Source organism: Phenylobacterium sp. NIBR 498073 (genome assembly GCF_027286305.1).
Taxonomy (GTDB): Bacteria; Pseudomonadota; Alphaproteobacteria; order Caulobacterales; family Caulobacteraceae; genus Phenylobacterium.
Map to the genome: position 1 here is coordinate 1777595 of NZ_CP114599.1, position 20281 is coordinate 1797875.

Genomic DNA, 20281 nt, shown 5'->3' on the forward strand with positions numbered 1-20281 from the left:
GCGCCGCAGCGGGACCACTGAGGCGACCTGCCCATCGCCGCGGCGAACCCGCCGCGGCGACAACAATCAAAGCACGCCGGCCAAACGCCAGGCGTCAATCGTGGGGAAGTAACGCAACGATGACCAAGGCTGCTTCAGCCCGCTCCTCCCAGGTGCCCTTGCTCACCGCATTGGCCTTCGCCGCTGTCAGTCTGCCGGTCGCGGCGGTGGGCATCGCGATGTCGGTCTACCTGCCACGACACTTCGCCAGCCACTTGGGCGTGGACTTGGCGGTCATCGGCTCGGCCTTCTTCATTGTCCGCATGATCGATATTCCCATTGACGGCCTTCTTGGCTGGTCGATGGACAAAACCCGCACGCCGCTCGGCCGCTATCGCCTCTGGACGATCCTGGGCGCGCCTATCCTGATGCTCGGGGTGTACTTCCTCTTTATGCCCCCCGAAGGCGTCGGCCGGACCTACCTAATCTTCTGGCTCCTCGTTCTCTATCTGGGCAACTCGATCCTAGCGCTCTCGCATGCAGCATGGGCGGCGACGCTTGCGCCCCACTACAATGATCGCTCGCGGGTCTTCGGCATCATCGCGGCGATCAGCGTTCTGGGCGCCGCCAGCGTCTTGGCGATTCCGATCGTCAACGAGGCGCGAGCAGTGTCCGACGTCGGCAACGTGGCGATGATGGGCTGGCTCATTATCCTGCTTGCGCCCATTACGGTCGCGCTCGTCGTCTGGCGAACGCCAGAGAAGATCGCCCCCGAGGTGGATGGGGAGGGCTTTCGGTTGCGCGACTACGGCGCGCTGATCGCGCGGCCGTCGTTCGCGCGAATCCTCCTGGCGGACCTTTGCTTGGCGCTGGGGCCGGGCTGGATGAGCGCAACCTATCTGTTCTTCTTCACCGACAGTCGAGGGTTCACGACGGGGCAGGCGAGCATTCTGCTCGCGATCTACATCCTGGCTGGGATTGTCGGGGCGCCGCTGATGGGGCGGCTCGCAATGAAGATTTCAAAGCATCGCGCGGTGATGGTCGCCACCACCTGCTATTCGCTGACGCTCATCTCACTGATCGCGATCCCTCAGGGGAATTTGGCGGTGGCCGCCATTCCGCTGGTGTTCGCTGGAATCATGGCCTCCGGGTTCAACGTGCTGACTCGCGCGATGACCGCTGACATCGCCGACGAGATCCGCCTGGAGAAGGGTAAGGAACGGTCCGGCCTGCTCTATGCGATCACCACGATGACCACCAAGGTGGCCGGCGCTTTTTCCATCGGGCTCACCTTCCTGGTCCTTTCCCAGGTCGGCTACAACGCCGCCGATGGCGCACAAAATACGGCGCACGCCATCAGAAACCTTGAGCTGGTGTTCCTGGTGGGGCCTGTCGTGTTCGTGATGTTGGGCGGGGCCTGCATGATTGGCTACGGCCTCGGAGCCGAGCGGCATGCTGAAATCCGTCGCCAGCTAGATGAGCGCGATGCGCTATTCGATCAGCCCCCGATCCTCGAGAGCGTGACGGCGGAAGCCGCGGTCGCCGTTCCACCTCCATCCAAGACATGACCCAGCCCGGCAAGGACGGCGTCGCGCAGTGGGGCGGGGCGGCCTTGCCCGATCTCATTGAAGCCATGGCTGGCCGGTCTCGTCAGCTTTGGCTCAGACTGGTGATCGGCGTGCTGATCGCCTGCATCGTCGGTCCCTCGTTGGGGGCGCCCCTGACGGTCGGCTGGTACGTCGCGTGGTCCCTGTTGCAACTGGCCGAAGTGGCGTGGACGCGCCGAGCCCAGCGCATGTCGCGCGAGCAGGCCGTCATCGGCGGCGTGGTGCTAGTCGCACTGGGGAGCACAGTGCTGGCCGCCCTTGGGGCGGCCGCCATCCTGAGCGGGAACAGCTGGCTGCTGGTTTGTGGTGTCTGGCTCCTGGCCGGCGCCTTGCTCAACGCCTGCGCCGCAAGCGGGACGTCCCCGGCAATCTTCTGGGCCACGGCGGCTCCGACTTTCGCCGGCACGCTTGCGGTGGTGCTGGCGGCGGCTCGGGCCGGGGCGCCTGCCGCTATGCTGTGTGCGCTGACGCTCTCGGCCACCTTGCTCTTTGTCGCAGCTCTGGCGGTTCGGGGCGTCGCTCTGCGTGCGCTGCAGTCAGCAAGGGCGGCGAGCGCATCCAAAGGCGCATTTCTCGCCCAGGTCAGTCACGAAATCCGCACACCGCTGAACGGCGTGCTCGGCATGGCTCAGATTATGTCTTCCGGTGAGCTGTCCGACGAGCAGCGCGAGCGCCTGGAAGTGATCAATCGATCGGGGCGCGCGCTGCTCTCGCTCCTGAATGACGTCCTCGACATATCCAAAATCGAGGCCGGCAAGTTGACGTTCGACGTTCGACCTTTCGACCTCGAGCAACTCGCGCTTGATCTGGCGCTGGCCTTTGACGCAGCGGCTGGCCCGGGCGTGGGCGTATGCGCAGATCTTGACGCGGCCATCGCGGGCCGTTGGCTTGGCGACGAAACTCGGACCCGCCAGATCCTCACCAACCTACTGTCCAATGCGGTGAAGTTTACGAAGGCCGGCGAAATTCGGCTTACCGCGCGGGTGTTGGACGGCGGGGTGGAGCTCGCCGTCTCCGACAGCGGGATCGGCATCCCAGCCGATCGGTTGGAAAGCATCTTCGACTCCTATGAACAGGCCAGCGCCAGTACGGCCCGGGAGTTCGGCGGGACGGGCCTTGGCCTCGCCATAAGTCGGGAACTCGCCATGCTGATGGGAGGGCGTATCTGGGCGACAAGTGTTCTTGGCATTGGCAGCACCTTTCGACTGTGGCTGCCGCTCCCGTTTGAGGCCGATCCGTTGGAGGAGCCGGCGCCACCCAGTTCGACGGTGGTCGACTTTGAAAGCCTGCGGGTACTGGTCGCCGAAGATCACCCCGTGAACCAGGAGGTGATCCGGCTGATGTTGGAGCCGCTGGGGATCAAGCCGATCATCGCGGGCGACGGGCGGGCCGCGGTGGAGGCCTGGCGGCAGGCCGATTGGGACCTTGTCCTCATGGATATCCAAATGCCGGTGATGGACGGGTTGGAAGCTGTCGCACTCATCCGGGCCGAAGAAGCCCGCGCTGGGCGCCCGCCCACACCGGTGATCGCCCTCACAGCAAACGCGATGTCTCATCAGATCGAGGAGTACGTCGCTGCAGGGATGAGCGGCTGCGTGGCCAAGCCGCTGGAATTTGCGTTGCTGGTCGAAGCCATGAGCGCCGCCCTCGGAGGCGCGAGCGCCGCAGCAGGCAAGCATGTTCACGAGGCCGGGCCGGTCGGCGGCTAGGTCTTGGTGGCTGGTTGCGGGCCCTCGCTGGGGGCTTGATCAGGCGCCACGTCGGGCAGGGCTATCAAGCGCTCCAAACTTGCGGCTACAAGATCGATGTAGACCTCGCGTTCACGGCCCTCAAGCGCCTCACCGCGGATAAGCCGCTCAACCAGAAAACCGATGTACGTCCCTGCGAACACCCGAGCGCGCGCGTCGGCTGCCGGGCCATGCAGCCAGTTGCGGATGGGACCCAGGAAGCGCTCCTGAATGAGCACGTTGAGCAGCGGCGCGGTGCTGGGCGTTGTGGCCGCGCGCAGCAGGAATTGAAATCGGTCCGTCCGCGCTTCGTCGGCATGGGGACTGTCGGCCAGCATCACAGCAATCTCGCGCGAGATGGTCGCGCGATTCCACTCCCGGAGATCCTCGGCGCCGAACGACGCCTTCAGAGCGGCGACAAACAGCGCCTCTTTGCCTCCGAAGTAGCGCTTCACCAGTGCAACATCAGCGCCAGCCTCGCCAGCGATATCCCGCAGGGTGCAGTCATAGCCCGCCCGCGCAAATTGGCGCTTGGCCGCTTCGAGAATGGCCGCCCGGGTGGCCTCGGCGTCGCGCCGACGAAGCGGGCGGGCAAGCGCAGAAGGATCAGTCATTCCAATCTTCTACATCAAGCCGAGCCAGCGGTCAGGCCATGCCAGCGGCGGCTCGTAGGGCAGGCGGCCGAAGGGGCTGTCGCCGCCCTTCACGCTAAGTCAATCGACGTTGACATGTGAGCGATTGAGGAACACCGTCGTGGAAGAAGATCAAGAAACGAGGTGCGAGCTGCTGCTCATCCTTTCGGGCGGCCGACCGCGAACGGGAGGAACACCATGAACATTGCAGCCAAGATCCAGGCCGCTGACGCTGCCGCCGAGATCGCCGCCATGCCGCTTGAGCAGCTCAACCCCGCCAAGGTCTCTCGCTTCTACGACGACACGATCTGGCCGGTGTTCGAACGCCTGCGCCGCGAGGATCCAATCCACTTCACGCCCGACAGCGAGTACGGCCCATACTGGTCGATTACCAAGTGGACCGACATCATGGCGGTCGACACCAATCATGAAGCCTTCTCGTCCGCCGACGGCATCACGCTGATCAATCAGGAGGCCATGGCCGAACAGATCAAGATCATGGGAGAGCGGCGTCGCGGCGGCGCCGGGTTCATTACGATGGATGAGCCCCAGCACAGCTTTGCGCGCAAAGCGGTCAGTCCGACGCTGGCGCCGAGCAATCTGCACGCGATGGCTCCGCAAGTTCGTGAGCGGGCAGGTCAGATCCTCGACTCCCTGCCGATCGGCCAGGAGTTCGATTGGGTCGACCTGGTGTCGAAGGAACTGACGGCTATGACCCTGGCCACCCTGTTCGACTTCCCGTTCGAGCAGCGGCGAAAGCTGCCCTGGTGGTCCGACATGATCATGAATCAGCCCGGCCACGGCCCCGTTGAGACGTGGGAACAGAAGGGCGCGGCGATGTTCGAATGTTTCAACGCATTCCATGAACTCTGGAACGAGCGGGTCAATTCAGAGCCGCGCGGCGACTTGATCTCGATGCTGGCGCACAATCCGGCGACCCGGGACATGCCGATGGAGACCTACCAGGGCAACGTCATCCTGCTGATCGTCGGCGGCAACGACACCACCCGCAACACAATCTCGAGCAGCGTGCATGCGCTGAACCAAAATCCCGATCAATACGCCAAGCTGCGCGCCAACCCGGACCTGATCCTCTCGATGGTGTCCGAAACCATCCGGTGGCAGACTCCGCTGGCGCACATGGCCCGGGTCGCGACGCGCGACGTTGAGATGGGCGGCAAGACCATCAAGAAGGGCGACCGGGTGGCCATGTGGTACATCTCGGGCAATCGCGACGATGAGTTCATCGAGCGACCCAACGAATTCATCATCGACCGCGAGCGGCCCCGCCAGCACATGTCGTTCGGCTTCGGCGTCCATCGCTGTGTCGGCAACCGCGTGGCCGAGATGCAGCTGACCATCATCTGGGAAGAAATCCTCAAGCGCTTCCCTGAGATCAAAGTGGTCGGCGAACCGGTCCTGAACTGGTCGGCCTTCGTTCATGGCTACGAGACCTTGCCGGTGATCATCCCTTACCGGACCTAATGATTGACCTGTGCTGGGGGTGTGGGCCGGACGGTCAGCAACGTATGCTGGCCGTCCGCGACCCTTTAGAAGGTCGTACGCTGGGCGTTGAGCGCCGCGAGCGCGGCCAACCGATCAGCCTGCGGACACGTAGTTGGGGTAGTCGACGTAACCCTCGCCGCCGCCGCCATAATATGTATCCCGATCCGGCTTGGCCAAAGCCCAGCCCCGACGGAGGCGCTCCACCAGATCGGGATTGGCGATGAACGGCTGTCCAATGGCGGCAAGGTCAATCAGACCGGAAGCCACAAGCGGCTCGGCCCGTTCCTTGTCGAGACCGCCCGCCAGGATGATCGCGCCTGAGAAGCGCTCTCGAGCCTGGCGAAGGAACTGATCGTCGACCGCTCGGGCGCCGGCGCGCACGCCGGTGTCGCTGAAGTGTAAATAGCCGAGCTGCCGGCGCCCGAGTTCGGAGATCACGTGAAGGTAGGTCTCGGGATTGCCCTCATAGGGCGGCGCGCCGAGGAGGCTCGCATTCGGTGAGAGGCGCACGCCAAGCCGTTCTGGCCCAGTTACGGCCGCGATGGCGTCTACCACCTCAACCAGTAGCCGGGCGCGCGCCTCAAGAGAACCGCCGTACTGGTCAGACCGGTAATTGATCTTGGGGTTTAGGAACTGCTCGATCAGATAGCCGTGCGCGGCATGGACCTCGACGCCGTCGAAGCCCGCTGCGAGCGCCCGTTGGGCGGCCGAGGCGTAGTCCGCGACCACCCTAGAGACTTCAGAAGTGTCGAGAGCCCTTGGCGGGCTTGGCTGAACAAAGCCCACGCTGCCGTCATCGCGCCAAGCGTAGGCGAACACGCGATCACCCGCCGCGGGCTGGGTTGTAGAGCTTACCGGCTGGCGTCCATCTTCTTGTAGCGAGGTGTGCGACACGCGGCCGACATGCCAGAGCTGAGCGAAGATGCGTCCGCCGCCCTTATGGACGGCGTTCGTTGTCTGGCGCCAGCCGGCGACCTGCTCGTCAGTTGAGATGCCCGGCAGGAAGGCATAGCCGACCGCTTCGCGGGAAATCGGCACGCCTTCGCTCACGATCAATCCGGCGGTCGAGCGCTGAGCATAGTAGGCGGCGGTGAGCTCGTCGGCGCACTCGGTCTTGGCGCGCGAGCGCGTCATCGGGGCCATCACGATGCGGTTGGGGAGGGTAAGGCCCCCTAGTTGGAAATTGGAGAAGAGCGGCATGATCACCTCGCCGACGAGAAGGTGGCGCGCAATCTTGCTTGTCCGCAATCGCCACGCCGCCTATCGATGTTACGTAATGGGTATGCTATCTAACCGGATCGTAAAATCAATGGACGCGATCCGCGCGATGGAGCGGAGGACATGCAGGAGATGAGCGATGCGCAGGCAGCGCTGATGAGAGGCCGGGAGGCTGCCGCCATCGTCCCGGCGCGAATTGGAGACTAGGAGGTGGCGCGAACTGTCTGCCAGCACCGCCTCGAGGCCATTCTCACCGCGACGTCGAAGGTCGTCAAAGTGCGTGGAGCACAGGCATCCATGGCGGAGATAGCCCGGGAGGCGGGGGTCTCCAAACAGACCCTCTACAACCGATTTGGCTCGAAGGAAGCCCTTGTCCTGGCGCTCGCGACTCGCCGCCCAATGGCGATCGCGGCCACGCTCGAAGCGGCCGACAGCTTCGCCGATGTTGAAGCGACGCTCTACGCTTTCGCTCGGCTGCTGTTGCAAACATGCTTGGCTTCGGATGACGTCGCGATTACGCGCCTGGCGGCGGTCAACGTGGGGGCGGCCCCTGAGATGGCCACGGCGGTCTACGAAGCGGGCCCCAAGAAGGTTGTGAGGGCGCTGGAGGTCTTCATGGTGGCGGCGGATGCCGCAGGCCAGTTGAACTGCCCTGATCCCGGCCAAGCTGCCGAGTTCTTCGCGAGCATGGTGGTGGGAATGCGCCAGATCGATCGTCTGCTCGGCGCGACTCTAGAGTCACTAGAGCCGCAATTCGAACATGTGGCGCGCGAGGCGGCGCTGCGATTCGTGCGGGCATACGGGCCGGCCTAGGGCGCTGCTCGACGGGTGGCGCTTTGCCGCGGCCACGTCGCGCAGCGCCCATTCCGGCTGGATCTTGCGGCGGCCGCCGCTTTGGCCCGAGGTTGCCCCTAGGTGAACTTTCCCCTGCGGCTCTTGTCGCTTGCGGCCAATGTGTTTACGAACGAGTACCGTGTCGAGCGAAGTGGTAATGGCGATCGGCAGGTGACCCGCCGCAACAGGACGCTTACGCGCGCTGATCGTCGGGTGAGCGAAAGTTGCGGAGGAGGAACGCGCGTGGGTCTGCTGGACGGAAAAGTCGCCATCATTACGGGCGCAGGGAACGGGCTGGGCGAGGCCTACGCCAAGCTGTTCGCCAAGGAAGGCGCGGCGGTCGTCGTCAACGACCTGGGCGGACCGCGCGACGGCTCGGGCTCGGACCGGGGCGCGGCGCAGAAGGTGGTCGACGACATCATCGCGGCCGGCGGCAGGGCCGCGGCCAACACCGACGACGTCTCGACCATCGAGGGCGGCGAGAACATCCTCAAGACCGCCCTGGATAATTTCGGCCAGGTCGACATCCTGGTCTGCAACGCCGGCATCCTGCGCGACAAGACCTTCGCCAACACCACCGAGCAGGACTGGGACCTGGTCGTGAAGGTCCACCTGAAGGGCACCTACTGCTGCACCATGCCGGTGTGGAAGTGGATGAAGGACAACGGCAAGCCTGGGACGATCATCATGACGTCCTCGACCTCAGGTCTCTACGGCAACTTCGGCCAGTCGAACTACGGCGCGGCCAAGGCCGGCATCTATGGCTTCATGCGCGTACTCTCGATCGAGGGACGCAAGTACGGCATCCGCGTCATGGGCCTGGCCCCCGGCGCCTTCACCCGCATGACCTCGGATTTGCCGGGCCGACGCGATCAAGAGCCGGATCCGCTGTCGCTCCCGGAGAACGTCGCGCCTGGCGTGCTCTACATGGCCTCGGACCTGGCCGCCGACCACACCGGCAAGGTGCTGGCGGTCTCCTTCCGTGGCGTGCGGGAGATCAAGATGATGCAGACGGACGGCTTCGCCCCGGGACGGCCCTATACCGCCCAGGATGTGGCCGCCGCCGCCGACAAGGTCTTCTTCCCGGCTGCGCCGGAGCGGACCGCCAAGGACGGATAGTCCAACGGCGCCAGCTTCGAACCGTAGCTGGCGCCGTTCATTTCAACGCAGCTGGGGGCGCTCGCCCGCGAGGTGCTCTGATCGTGTGAGGGATGGTGATGTTGCAAGGAAAAGCGACCGCGCATCAGGAGGCTGGTTCTCGCTTCGAGCCGCACGAGGGTGCGCCCGACTGGATCGCCCGGTCTGGCGGCGCGCACGACTTCAATGCGGTTGCAACCCCAGCTGATGATCAACCCAGCGCATTGATGCGCGGAGCCAAGGGCCGGGCCAAGCACCTCTCGCTCGAGGTGAACAATCTCAAGTCCAGAGCTGTGGCCGCTGCCGAGAAAATTCTAGCAAGCCAGGGCGTGGAAGATCTGAACCTGCGCGCGATCGCCGATCTGGCGGGCATCGGCATCGCCTCAATGTACCACTACTTCGGTAGCAAGGACGATTTGCTGCTACATCTGGCTGTCCGCGGATTTGACCACCTGCACCGTGAAATGATCCGGCTGCAGAGCGATCCGGACTTCGGCTCGTCGATGCGTGCGGGGGGACGAGCCTTTGTAGACTTCGCTTGCGCGCAGCCGGCGCTTTTCTCGTTAATGTTCAATTCGCGCCTCCTCGCACGTCACGAAGTCCTGCGTGCGGCCGAAGCGCGGGCCCTACATGCCTACGAGGCGGCCGTGCAGGCTGATGATCGCATTCCACGCGAGCACCAGTCGAACGCGACCCTTGCGATCTGGGCGCTCGGACGCGGGATCGCCGGAATAATCTCATCGCAACCGGCTGATCAATGCGCGGCCGCGCTCACTCAGCGCCTGTTTGCGGGCGCTGCGTTTCTGCTGGACCACGCCCAGCTGGCAATCGCGAGCGATGCTGGACCTGCGCGATAGTCATCTGCGCGCAGCTTCGTCCTCCAGGGGCGGCACAGGTGCGAACGCCCGGCGCGTTGCGGTGTGCCCGATTTTCAACGACGGACGCGACGTCGCAGCTGTTAGGCGCGATCAGGCCTTTTCGAACGCCGTTTCAAGCCTTTCAACCCTCCCTGACCTATTAGGAAAGGAGGAACGAGTGCCTAAGCTCATCTACCAGATTTTTGGCGGCGAAACCCGTGAAGTGGAGGTTCCGGATGGGACCAGCGTCATGGAAGGCGCCGTGCGAAATGGGGTGCCGGGGATCGATGGAGACTGCGGCGGCGCCTGCGCCTGCGCGACCTGCCACGTCTATGTCCCGGACGCCTGGCTCGAGAAGCTCGAACCCCAATCGGAGATGGAGCGCAGCATGCTTGAGTTTGCGGAAAACGTGACCCCCAACTCTCGGCTGGGCTGTCAGATCAAGCTCGTCGGCAGCCTCGACGGCCTGGAACTGATGCTGCCGGAAAGCCAACACTAGACTGTGGCTGAGGGGCGTCGCGCGGCCTGGCGGCGCCTCGACTGCGGCGTGATGGTCGAGCTGAGACCGTGACGGGCCGTCATGCAGACCCGCCTGCGGGTCCAACATCCAGCCTAGGCCGTGCAGCCAAGCGGGAGGGAGCGCGATATGAGCCGCCGAATTGGACCGCGGAGCGCTGCCGAAGACCGTGCGCAGCCTAGGCCGTGGGCCTTCCCAATGACCGATGCGACGGGGCCGATCAACGGCTCCCCAGCAGTGCGGCCCAATCACGCCGGCCAGGGATCGAACGCCGTGGCCCCCAAGCCTATCGGAACGCGATCGGCGGGTCCCCGCAATGCCCGTGAACTGTCTGTCTGGGTCAGAACGATGAAGACGCCAAAACCTTCCCACGAAGTCGGAAGCCTGAAGGCCAAGGCGCTGCGCGCCGCAGCCAAGGTATTGTCCGAGCGGGGGGTGGAGAAGCTGAACCTTCGGGCCATCGCAGTCGCGGGCGGTATCGGCGCCGCCTCGATGTATCACTACTTCGCCAGCAAGGACGATCTGCTCTTAAACCTGGCCATCCAAGGCTTTGCCGACCTGCGCGCCGACATCATGTCTCTTCAGTCGGACGATGAGTCCCCAATCCGTGGCGGGGCGCGGGCCTTCTTCGGGTTTGCTCAGGAAAACCCAGAACTCTTTTCGCTCATGTTCGACGAACGGCTGATGTCGCGACATGAGAGCCTGCGGCACGCCGAGCACGAGTCTTTCCTGGCGTATGAAGCTGCGGTCGTAGCCGACCATCGCATTCCTGCGCAGCACAAGTCCGTCGCCGCTTTTGCGCTTTGGGCTCTGGGCCGTGGCATGGCGGCGACCATGTCGTCGTATCCAGACGGCCGCCCGCCAGACGACGTGCTCGAGAAGCTCTTCGCTGGCGCGGCCTACCTTGTTTACCATCCGGAGTAGGGCTCAGGAGCGCGAAAGAGTGGGGGCGCCGGCCAGCCTCGCAGGCAGTCGTCTTCAGCCTGGTACAGCCGTCGCCTAGGGGCCTGAGTTCGCGAACGGCAGCCAGACCCCCGCCGGTTAGTTTGTCTCCGACAAGCTTCTCGACGCCCGGCGAACACTCATCAAGGGGGCCCGGCGATCCACCGCATTTGTCTGCGCCTGCGACCAAGGGGCGATTGTGGAACGTCGTTCGAAGCCGGCTGATGCGCGCCGAACTGGTTCGAGGAGGCACCGGCCGCAGGGCGCCGGGCGCTCGGGCCTGAGACAAACAGGGAGATGGATCCATGGCGGATTTCGGCGGCACTGATTTGGACGCCTTCCGGGCCGAAGCGAAGGCTTGGCTTGCTGAGAACTTTCCAGCAGAGCTTGGTGCGTCGCCGGCGACGCACACCGAGGCGTTCAATGGCGCGGGTCAGCTGACCGAGGTGCAGGCGTCATGGAAACGCCTCATGGGCGAGAAGGGCTGGGGCGTTCCGACCTGGCCCAAGGCCTATGGCGGCGGCGGGCTGTCGCCGCAGGAGGCCCGCGTTCTGGCGCAGGAGATGGTCAAGATCGGTGCGATGAATCCGATCATGGGCATGGGCATCTCGATGTTCGGTCCCACGCTGCTTGAATACGGCTCCGAAGAGCAGAAGCTGAAGTACATTCCCGATATCGCCACCGGTAAGGTCCGTTGGTGCCAGGGCTTCTCGGAGCCCGGCGCGGGCTCCGATCTTGCGAGCCTGCAGACCAAGGCGGAGGACAAAGGCGACCACTGGATCGTCAACGGTTCGAAAATCTGGACCAGCGGCGCCCAGTACGCGGACATGATCTTTTGCCTGGTGCGCACTGACCAGGCCAAGAAGCATGAAGGCATTTCCTTTGTGCTGTTCTCCATGCACCAGCCCGGCGTCGAGATCCGGCCCATCAAGCTCATCGCGGGCAATTCGCCCTTCTGCGAGACCTTCTTCACCGACGTGAAGGTCTCCAAGGAGGATCTGGTGGGGCCGCTGAACGGCGGTTGGTCGGTGGCCAAGCGTCTGCTGCAACACGAACGCAGCGGCATGAACAGCGCCCGCGGCGGCTCGGGTGAGCCGCTTGGGGTCACCGCCAAGCGCTACATTGGGGCTGATGACGCCGGCCGCCTGTCCGACAGTGACCTGCGCACCCGCATTGTCATGAACGAAATGGAGGCCCGGACGGTCCAGCAGACGGTCCAGCGCGCCGCGTTGGAATCAAAGGCCAACGCCGGCCCGTCAGCGGCGACCTCGATCATGAAGAACGCCTTCATGAAGGTGGCTCAGGACCGCGCAGAACTGACCCTCGAGTTCATGGGGCACCAGGGTCTTGGCTGGGAGGGCGAGGCCTTCTCGAGCGAGGAACTCTCAACGGTTCGGTCGTGGCTGTCTGGAAAGGCCGGCTCCATCTACGGCGGCTCGAACGAAGTGCAGAACAACATCATTTCCAAGCGCATCCTCGGCCTGCCTGAAATGGGCCAGGGCGCGTGATCGTCAGAACAACCACAGAATTTCGAGAATAGGATTTTAGACATGGCCGTTCTGAACGAAGAACAGAGCATGCTCCGCGACGCAGCCAAGAGCTGGGTCCAGGAAAAGAGCCCGGTCACCGCCTTCCGCAAGATGCGCGACTCCGGCGTCGAGCTCGGCTACGACGCCGCCGCCTGGAACGAGCAGGCTGAAATGGGTTGGGCCGGGGTCATCATCCCGGAAGACTTCGGCGGGTCGAACTTCGGCTACCTGTCGATGGGCCTGATCCTTGAGGAAATGGGCCGCACGCTCACCGCCTCGCCGCTGCTGGCCTCGGGCCTGGCCGCCGCCAGCGCCCTGATCCTGGGCGGCAACGACGCCCAGAAGGGCGAGTACCTGCCCAAGATCGCCGACGGTTCGCTGGTCGCCACCCTGGCGGTCGACGAAGGCGCCCACCACGCCCCGGAAAAGGTCGCGCTGGAAGCCAAGACGTCGGGCGCCGGCTACGTCCTGAACGGCAAGAAGACCTTCGTGCTCGAAGGTCCGGGCGCCGGCCTGTTCGTGGTTTCGGCCCGCACCAGCGGCAAGCCGGGCGACAAGGACGGCATCTCGCTGTTCCTGGTGGCCGCCGACGCCAAGGGCGTGACCAAGCAGAACCTGAAGCAAGCCGACAGCCGCGGCGTGTCGAACGTCTCGTTCGACAACGTCGAAGTCGGCGCCGACGCCCTGCTGGGCGCCGAAGGCAAGGGCTGGGACGTGCTTGAGGCCACCCTCGATCGCGCCCGCGCCGGCCTCGCCGCCGAAATGCTCGGCGCCGCCGTGCAGGCCTTCGAAACCACCCTGGACTACCTGAAGGTCCGCGTTCAGTTCGGCCAGGTCATCGGTTCGTTCCAGGCCCTGCAGCACCGCGCGGCCAAGATGTTCACCGACCTGGAACTGGCCCGCTCGGCCGTCGAAGCCGCCCTGGCGGCGATCGACGCCGGCAGCCCGGACGTGCCGGAGCTGGTCTCGCTGGCCAAGGCCAAGATGGGCGACGTGTTCCACCTCGTCTCCAACGAAATGGTCCAGATGCATGGCGGCATCGGCATGACCGACGCCCACGACGCGGGCTTCTACCTGAAGCGCGCCCGTGCGGCCGAAGCGGCCTACGGCAGCCAGTCGTACCATCGCGACCGTTACGCCCGCATCCAGGGCTACTAAGACGACCTGAGCTTCGCCCCGCGCCTTTGGCGCGGGGCGAACGGGCCTGCCAGAGCACGAAGACCTGCGGGACGCGACGTTAAGCCAGGGCGGCTGGCGGCGTTCTGCGCGTGGTCACCAACCAACAGGTTTGCAGATGAAGTCCGACCTTGCAGAGGATCGGGGCGTGACGGCCGCGGCGGTCCCACCGAGCGACGCCAATAGCCTCGCCGAGCGCGAAGCGCGTTACGAAAAGTTCGTTTGGGACAACCTCCCGAGGAACATGGTCGCAAACTTCCTGCACGGCACGCTCGGGCAGACCGGTTTTCGCATCTTCAACGCTCCGACCTTCCTTCCAGCCTATCTGAGTCTGATCACCGGCTCGCCGGCCATGGTCGGGCTGGCGCTGTCGCTGCAGCAGCTTGGTGGCGTCGCCTCGCCTGTGGTCGGCGCGACGCTGGTCGAGCATCGCACCAAGGTTCTGCCCTCCGCCATGCTGTTCGGCACGCTGATGCGATTGCAATTCCTTGGCATCGCGCTCGCCGGCTTCTTTCTCAAGGGCGAGGCGCTGGTCTACGCCACGCTGGCGTTCCTGTTCTTGCTCGGGGTCTTCATGGGCCCGCAGGGCGTGGCGTTCCAACTGCTGCTCGCCAAGGTCATTCCGATCAGCCGCCGTGGACAGCTACAGGCCTGGCGCAATGTGGTCGGCGGCGTCGTGGCGGCCGTTCTCGCTTGGGCGGCGGGCCGCTACATCGTCGAGGCGAACCTGTTCGGAAACGGCTATGCGACGACGTTCGTGATCGCGGTGGTGCTCACCAGCCTGGGCCTCACGGCGCTGCGCGTGCTGATCCGTGAGCCAGAGCTTCCCACGGCGCGCCCGAAGAGCCGGGTCATCGACAGAGTTCGCGAGTTTCCGACGCTTCTGGCCGCTGACCGCGGCTTCGCCCACTTTCTGCTCGCGACCGCCCTGGCGAACGGCGCCCGCATCGCAGCGCCCTTCTACATCCTCTTTGCCGGTCAATCGGTCGAACTCAACGGGAGCACACTGGGCTACCTTTCCCTGGCCTATCTTGGCGCCGACACGCTTAGCAACCTCGCCTGGGGTGCCGCCGGTGACCGGGTCGGTTTTCGCTCGAGCTTCATCGTGTCTCTCGCCTTGTGGGCGGCGTCGATCGTGTTACTGATCAACGCCCACGATCTCACCCTGCTGCTTGGCGCTTTCATCGGATTGGGCGCCTCCCAGTCGGGATACCTGATGAGCTCTCAGACCATGGTCCTCGAGTTCGGCTCTCGCGACGACATGGCGATGCGCCTTGCTATTCTCTCGACGGTCCAGGGCGCCCTGTCGGCGATCGGACCGCTGGTTGGCGGCCTCCTGGCCGCGAGCGTCGGCTATGCCTCACTGTTTTGGGCCGCCGTCGTTCTGCTCGCTGCAGGCCTATTGGTGCTGGTCTTCCTGGTGGACGAGCCGCGTCGTAGGCGCGCGACAGAGGGAAGGTGAGCCCCGCGGTCGCTTGGTCAAGGCGGTTTCCCTCGCGGCGTTCGTCGTTTTGCGAGCAGGTGGCCCAAGGTGAAGCGAACTGGCGTGAGCCCAGTGCGGCGAGTATCCGGCGCCGGACGCCAGCTCTCGCGTGGATAGCGCTACGGGGCCCCAGATAAATCCAGCTGCAAGGGTGAGTAAATACGGCGTCGGGCGGAAAGGCCGCCCGACGCCGCAGTTGCTAGAAGCGATACTGGAACTCGATCCCGTAGGTCCGCGGGAAGATCAGCGTGACCTGGCGGCGGGCGCCGACCGCAGAGACCCCTGAGGGGCTCGCAGTCGAGCTGCCAAAGCCGACCTCGTCGGTGACGTTTTTCACAAAACCGATGACGGTGAAGCGGTCGTCGGAATCGCGCCACAGAGCCCGCAGATCGCCAGTGGTGAACGACTCGGTCCTGTAGATCGGGTTGTTGAACAACGTCGACGACTGCGGATCGATATAGGTCGCGGTGCCGCTGAAGGTGAGGGTGCCCGCATCGAGTTCGAAGCGGTAGTTCGCCCCGAGCGTCACCTTGTTTTCCGGCGACAGCGGCAAGTCGTTGCCCACGACCGACTGGGCCACACGTCCACCTGGGGCCGGCGCCGCAGGCTGAGCGCCTGGGGTCGTCGCGAACGGGTCCGCCGTGTCGACGAAACAGCAGCCGGTATCAAGCTCGGTGTTCAGATAGGCGTAGTTGAGCATGATCTGCAGATTGTCGATCGGGGCCCATTGGCTCTCCAGCTCGAAACCCCAGATGGTGGCGTCGAGATTGAGGAACTGGGTGGCGGTGATCGTGCCGAGCGGGACGGTCAACGGCGCCTGGAAGCCCTTGTAGTCAGTATAGAACAGCGCAGAGTTGATCTGAAGACGGCCTGCGAAGGTCTTCTTGGCGCCAAGCTCGTAGGAGTTGACGTACTCAGGGTCGGCATAGGGATCTGGGGACAGGCCGTTGGCCCCAAGCCAGCCGCCCGACTTATAGCCGCGGGAGTAGCGCAGGTAGATGTTGGTGTCGGGCTCCGGCTCCCACTGCACGCCGAGCGTGCCGGTAAGCGCATCCCAATCCCCCGAGAGATCACGGCGCAGGCCGCCGGTCGGATTGGCCACCAGGTTGGCGGTGAGGGGATTGGCTGCGCAGGACGCGATCGTCGTTCCACCACACACTTGCTGGGTGGTCAGGTCGACCGCGAAGCCCTGGGCCACGGCCGGCGGTGCGGCCGCGCCAAAGGCTAGGGCCAGGGTCGGGATACGAGCCACATACCGCGCGATGTCGTAGCCGGTCTTCTCATCATAGGTGTAGCGAAGGCCGGCCGTGAGCGTCCAGGTGTCGGCGAACTTCCAGTCCATTTGCCCAAACGCGGCATAGGACTTGGTTTCCAGATGGCCATCAACCGAGACGAACGCGCCGCGATCGTTGCGCTGTGAGGGGGTCCCCTGCAGGCTCAGCGGGGTGAACATGGCCGGATCTCCGACCACGCGAATGCCCTGCGGCTGATCGTACTCTTGATAGTACTGGTAGAGGCCGACGATCCAGTTCAACGCTCCGTCGCTGTTGGACGAAAGGTTGATCTCGTTCGAGTACCAGCTCTGGCGCTCTTCATAGAAGGTCCGAGCGTCCGTCGACACGCCGGTCGCGGTGAAGGCGGGAAGTGGGCCGGGGCCGTCGAGGTCGACGAGGATATTCCGCGTCGCGGTCTGCGGCGTTCCGTCGGAATCGGTCGAGGTATTGTAGTCGTACTGCTGGAAGCCGGCGATGTACTTCAAGGTCGCCCAGCCGAGGTCGCTTGTCAGGTCGAAGTGAAGCCGATGGTGGTTGTCGAGCGACCCGTAGCTCGGCGCATTGACATTTTGCGTGTAGGGATCGGTAACGCCAGGGTTCGGGCTCGTGAAGCCGAACGAGGTGTTATAGTAGAGTGCGCTGGTGCCGATGCCGGTGAGCGACGTCGTGTCGTAGGGTGACAGGTTGTTGAGCAGCGTATTGCCAACGCCGTAGCTGTCATCCCAATCGAACTTGGTATAGCGCAGACGCGCCACCGTGTTGTCGCCCAGGTCGGCTTCGAGTTGCGCCTCGAACATCCAGCGGCGGATTTCAGCGGTATCTCTCGCCGGACCGATATTGTTGATGAAGCCCTCGTCGCGGCGTTCCATGTAGCCGCCGACCAGGAAGCGAAGGTTGTCGGCGATCGGCCCGCTCATCAACCCGTCGAGCCTGTAGCTCTCATAGTTGCCGGCCATGGCGCGAACTTCCGCCTGGAACTCCTCGGTCGGTCGTTTCGAGACGATATTGATCGTCCCGCCGATCGAGTTGCGTCCATAGAGCGTGCCCTGCGGTCCGCGGAGAATTTCAGTTCGCTCGATGAAGAGGGAGGGCGTCGAGGAATCGAACATGGAGTTCGAGAAGATGCCGTCCGAATATAGCGCGACACTAGGATCGGTCCCGATGGCGTTGGTCAGGCGGCCAAGCCCGCGGATCGACATCCGGTCGTTGTTTGTATAGCTCACGCTCGGCGTAATGCGGGCGATGTCTTCGACCGAGTTCACGCCAAGGACATCGCGCTTCTCGCTCGTATAGGCTGAGACGGCGACGGGGACGTCCTGAAGGCTTTGTTCTCGCTTCTCAGCGGTCACGACCAATTCTTCGATCATGTTGCTGGACGAACCTGAGGCCTCCTGCGCCAACGCTGGACCGGTCGCGAGCGCGCCGATCACGATGGCCGAGGCGCCGCAGACCAACGCGTCCCGAAGGCGACAAGGCAATGCCAGGCGCAAATGCGCTCTGTTAGTCATGGATTGATCCTCCCTTTGAGCGCTCTCTCGGCGCTTGGAATCGAGCAGGAGGCGTCGAACAAGGTTCGAAAACTGATTGTGGAGGTGAAGGGCGTGTTAACGCCTTCCTCAACGTCAACTGTTGCTGAGTTGCAACGCGGGCGCTCGGGCCCCCGCCGAAAGCTTCATCAAAAGGAGCCCCGCCGATAAATTCGGCGGGGCCTAGTCGATTGGGGGAAGTCTGGCGTCAGAAGGACCGTCGTCCAGCGCACATGCGAGGGTCGACAGTACGCCGAGGCGCGAAGAGATGGGCTCGAACGGCGTTCCACAACACCAATTGACGCAGCGTCAGCCTGACCGCCTTCGGCTGGCCGCATGGCGGAGTTCGCGCCGACGGCGAGCCGGGGGCAGGCGCAAAAAAAAAAAGGGCGAGCGGTTTTGCTCGCCCAGTCGTCAGCAGGAAGCGCGTTGAAGGCGCCTCGACTATCGGAGAAGTGTCGAACGCCTTTCGACAAGGTCCGAGACGCTAGCCTGACCTGAGAGGTGCGCAGGCTTGTGGAACGCCGTTCGAAGCTGTTGCTTCGCAGGCGGAGACTGAGGAGCGTGCCCACAACGCGGCTCAACTGTCTCTCGCGCGGCGTCGCCTGGAGAGCTTCAGTTTTTCGGTCGCCTGAGGATCTCGACACGAAGTCGATTCGGCTTGGGCGTCGCCGCGCTTCACCTTGCACCGCCAGGCCAGGCCGGTTTGCGGGCTTTAACGCTGAGAGCATGGCGCTCGGTCGAGGTCCGGCCGCAGAAGGGCGCTCGACGCCTCAGACCGTTGAACCTGCAGGCGGGCCTAGCAGCAATATTCAATAGGTCGGCCAGTGAGAGGGCCCTTACAAATGCGCGAGTACCTGCAGTTCTACATCGACGGTCAGTGGGTCGATCCGGTCGAACCCAAGACGCTCGACGTCATCAACCCAGCGACTGAAGAAGTCGCGGGCAAGATCTCGCTCGGCGGCGCCGCCGACGTGGACAAGGCCGTGAAGGCCGCCAAGAAGGCGTTCGTGACCTGGTCGCAGACCACCCGCGAAGAGCGCCTGGACGTCCTGAACCGCATCCTCGCCGAGTACCAGAAGCGCTTCGGCGACCTGGCCACCGCGGTCACCGAGGAAATGGGCGCGCCTTCGTCGCTGGCGCAGCGCGCGCAGGTTCCGATCGGCATGGGCCACCTGGGTACGGCCGCCGCCGTGCTGAAGGACTTCAAGTTCGAAGAAGACCGCGGCCCGACGATGATCGTCAAAGAACCGATCGGCGTCTGCGGCTTCATCACCCCCTGGAACTGGCCGCTGAACCAGATCGTCTGCAAGGTGGCCCCTGCCATCGCCACCGGCTGCACCATGGTGCTGAAGCCGTCGGAAGTGGCCCCGTTCACCGGCCACATCTTCGCTGAGATCATGCATGCCGCCGGCGTGCCGGCCGGCGTGTTCAACCTGGTGCAAGGCGACGGCGCCGGCGTCGGCGCTCCGCTGTCCAGCCATCCGGACGTGGACCTGATCTCGTTCACCGGTTCGACCCGCGCCGGCATCGAGGTGGCCAAGAACGCCGCCCCGACCGTCAAGCGCGTGGCCCAGGAACTGGGCGGCAAGAGCCCGAACATCGTCCTGGACGACGAGGTGCTAGGCAAGAGTGTCGCCGCCGGCGTGGCGAGCATCATGACCAATTCCGGCCAGTCCTGTAACGCCCCGACCCGCATGTTGGTCCCGGCGGCGCGCATGGAAGAGGCCATCGCGGTTGCCGGCGCCGCCGCTTCGCAGATCACCGTCGGCGACCCGAACGGCAACAGCCTGCTGGGCCCGGTGGTCTCCGAGGTTCAGTTCAACAAGATTCAGAAGCTGATCCAATCGGGCATCGACGAGGGCGCGACCCTGGTCGCCGGCGGCGTCGGCCGTCCGGAAGGCCTGGACAAGGGCTACTATGTGAAGCCGACCGTGTTCGCCAACGTGACCCCGGAGATGACTATCTCCAAGGAAGAGATCTTCGGCCCGGTGCTGTCGATCCTCGGCTACGAGAACGTCGACCAGGCCATCCAGATTGGCAACGACACCGAGTACGGCCTGGCCGCCTACGTCAACGGCGCGGATCTCTCCAAGGCTCGTGACGTAGCTTCCAAGCTGCGCGCCGGACAGGTCATCATCAACGGCGCGAGCGACCTGATGGCGCCGTTCGGCGGCTACAAAATGAGCGGCAACGGGCGCGAGTGGGGCGATTTCGCCTTCAACGAGTTCCTCGAAGTGAAGGCCGTCCTCGGCTACGCGCCGAAGGAAGCGGCTGAGTAACGCTCGGAAATAGCTGACGCTTTGCGGGCCGGCAGGATGGGCGTCCTGCCGGCCC

Annotated in this window: 15 protein-coding genes; 12 read left to right on the forward strand and 3 right to left on the reverse strand. The window is 64.4% G+C overall.

Features of this window, described 5'->3' with window-relative positions; translation table 11 throughout:
- Positions 1–119: 119 nt before the first annotated feature.
- Together O4N75_RS08910 and O4N75_RS08915 are read left to right on the forward strand one after the other, a co-directional pair.
- Positions 120–1547 carry an MFS transporter gene (locus O4N75_RS08910; RefSeq protein ID WP_269628998.1) on the forward strand — a complete coding sequence of 476 codons (1428 nt, stop codon included), beginning with the start codon at positions 120–122 and terminating at the stop codon, positions 1545–1547.
- The gene (locus O4N75_RS08915; protein WP_269628999.1) at positions 1544–3295 is read left to right on the forward strand and encodes an ATP-binding protein; all 1752 of its coding nucleotides are present in this window, start codon (positions 1544–1546) and stop codon (positions 3293–3295) included. Before O4N75_RS08910 ends, O4N75_RS08915 begins: the two co-directional genes overlap by 4 nt.
- Here O4N75_RS08915 and O4N75_RS08920 read toward each other — a convergent pair.
- Positions 3292–3927: a TetR family transcriptional regulator gene (locus tag O4N75_RS08920; RefSeq protein ID WP_269629000.1), complete on the reverse strand. Its 636-nt coding sequence runs from the start codon at positions 3925–3927 to the stop codon at positions 3292–3294. The two genes, O4N75_RS08915 and O4N75_RS08920, sit on opposite strands and share 4 nt — an antisense overlap.
- Positions 3928–4143: 216 nt before the next feature.
- Here O4N75_RS08920 and O4N75_RS08925 point away from each other — a divergent pair, with 216 nt between their 5' ends.
- Complete coding sequence (locus O4N75_RS08925) at positions 4144–5430, forward strand: cytochrome P450 (protein WP_269629001.1); 1287 nt, start codon at positions 4144–4146, stop codon at positions 5428–5430.
- Positions 5431–5544: 114 nt separating this feature from the next.
- Here O4N75_RS08925 and O4N75_RS08930 read toward each other — a convergent pair whose 3' ends face one another.
- Positions 5545–6651 (reverse strand): alkene reductase, encoded by a 1107-nt coding sequence (locus O4N75_RS08930; RefSeq protein WP_269629002.1) that lies wholly within the window; start codon positions 6649–6651, stop codon positions 5545–5547.
- A gap of 228 nt (positions 6652–6879) precedes the next feature.
- On the opposite strand from O4N75_RS08930, the gene O4N75_RS08935 reads away from it, so the two are divergent.
- From O4N75_RS08935 to O4N75_RS08970, 8 genes are all read left to right on the forward strand, one after another.
- Complete coding sequence (locus O4N75_RS08935; protein ID WP_269629003.1) at positions 6880–7482, forward strand: TetR/AcrR family transcriptional regulator; 603 nt, start codon at positions 6880–6882, stop codon at positions 7480–7482.
- A 264-nt stretch (positions 7483–7746) separates the two neighbouring features.
- Positions 7747–8622: an SDR family NAD(P)-dependent oxidoreductase gene (locus tag O4N75_RS08940; protein WP_269629004.1), complete on the forward strand. Its 876-nt coding sequence runs from the start codon at positions 7747–7749 to the stop codon at positions 8620–8622.
- Positions 8623–8720: 98 nt separating this feature from the next.
- Positions 8721–9497, forward strand: coding sequence for a TetR/AcrR family transcriptional regulator (locus tag O4N75_RS08945; RefSeq protein WP_269629005.1), 777 nt, complete (start codon positions 8721–8723; stop codon positions 9495–9497).
- A gap of 178 nt (positions 9498–9675) precedes the next feature.
- Positions 9676–9996, forward strand: a complete 321-nt coding sequence (locus O4N75_RS08950) for a 2Fe-2S iron-sulfur cluster-binding protein (protein WP_269629006.1) — start codon at positions 9676–9678, stop codon at positions 9994–9996.
- A gap of 216 nt (positions 9997–10212) precedes the next feature.
- Positions 10213–10938, forward strand: a complete 726-nt coding sequence (locus O4N75_RS08955; protein ID WP_269629007.1) for a TetR/AcrR family transcriptional regulator — start codon at positions 10213–10215, stop codon at positions 10936–10938.
- Between the two features lie 323 nt (positions 10939–11261).
- Positions 11262–12464, forward strand: coding sequence for an acyl-CoA dehydrogenase family protein (locus tag O4N75_RS08960; RefSeq protein WP_269629008.1), 1203 nt, complete (start codon positions 11262–11264; stop codon positions 12462–12464).
- Between the two features lie 42 nt (positions 12465–12506).
- Positions 12507–13643, forward strand: a complete 1137-nt coding sequence (locus O4N75_RS08965) for an acyl-CoA dehydrogenase family protein (protein ID WP_269629009.1) — start codon at positions 12507–12509, stop codon at positions 13641–13643.
- A gap of 136 nt (positions 13644–13779) precedes the next feature.
- On the forward strand, positions 13780–15123 hold the full coding sequence (locus O4N75_RS08970; RefSeq protein ID WP_269629011.1) for an MFS transporter: 1344 nt from the start codon (positions 13780–13782) through the stop codon (positions 15121–15123).
- Between the two features lie 220 nt (positions 15124–15343).
- On the opposite strand, the gene O4N75_RS08975 is transcribed toward O4N75_RS08970, so the two are convergent.
- A complete protein-coding gene (locus O4N75_RS08975; protein ID WP_269629012.1) occupies positions 15344–17926 on the reverse strand; it encodes a TonB-dependent receptor in 2583 nt (860 codons plus the stop codon).
- 863 nt (positions 17927–18789) lie between these two features.
- Between O4N75_RS08975 and O4N75_RS08980 the strand changes: the two genes are divergently transcribed.
- The gene (locus tag O4N75_RS08980; protein ID WP_269629013.1) at positions 18790–20226 is read left to right on the forward strand and encodes an aldehyde dehydrogenase family protein; all 1437 of its coding nucleotides are present in this window, start codon (positions 18790–18792) and stop codon (positions 20224–20226) included.
- Positions 20227–20281 lie beyond the last annotated feature (55 nt).

Bases quoted from the DNA above. Each gene is read 5' to 3' on its own strand.
- O4N75_RS08910 (WP_269628998.1), top strand. From the start codon at position 120: ATGACCAAGGCTGCTTCAGCCCGCTCCTCCCAGGTGCCCTTGCTCACC.
- O4N75_RS08915 (WP_269628999.1), top strand. From the start codon at position 1,544: ATGACCCAGCCCGGCAAGGACGGCGTCGCGCAGTGGGGCGGGGCGGCC.
- O4N75_RS08920 (WP_269629000.1), bottom strand. From the start codon at position 3,927: ATGACTGATCCTTCTGCGCTTGCCCGCCCGCTTCGTCGGCGCGACGCC.
- O4N75_RS08925 (WP_269629001.1), top strand. From the start codon at position 4,144: ATGAACATTGCAGCCAAGATCCAGGCCGCTGACGCTGCCGCCGAGATC.
- O4N75_RS08930 (WP_269629002.1), bottom strand. From the start codon at position 6,651: ATGCCGCTCTTCTCCAATTTCCAACTAGGGGGCCTTACCCTCCCCAAC.
- O4N75_RS08945 (WP_269629005.1), top strand. From the start codon at position 8,721: ATGTTGCAAGGAAAAGCGACCGCGCATCAGGAGGCTGGTTCTCGCTTC.
- O4N75_RS08955 (WP_269629007.1), top strand. From the start codon at position 10,213: ATGACCGATGCGACGGGGCCGATCAACGGCTCCCCAGCAGTGCGGCCC.
- O4N75_RS08960 (WP_269629008.1), top strand. From the start codon at position 11,262: ATGGCGGATTTCGGCGGCACTGATTTGGACGCCTTCCGGGCCGAAGCG.
- O4N75_RS08965 (WP_269629009.1), top strand. From the start codon at position 12,507: ATGGCCGTTCTGAACGAAGAACAGAGCATGCTCCGCGACGCAGCCAAG.
- O4N75_RS08970 (WP_269629011.1), top strand. From the start codon at position 13,780: ATGAAGTCCGACCTTGCAGAGGATCGGGGCGTGACGGCCGCGGCGGTC.
- O4N75_RS08975 (WP_269629012.1), bottom strand. From the start codon at position 17,926: ATGACTAACAGAGCGCATTTGCGCCTGGCATTGCCTTGTCGCCTTCGG.
- O4N75_RS08980 (WP_269629013.1), top strand. From the start codon at position 18,790: ATGCGCGAGTACCTGCAGTTCTACATCGACGGTCAGTGGGTCGATCCG.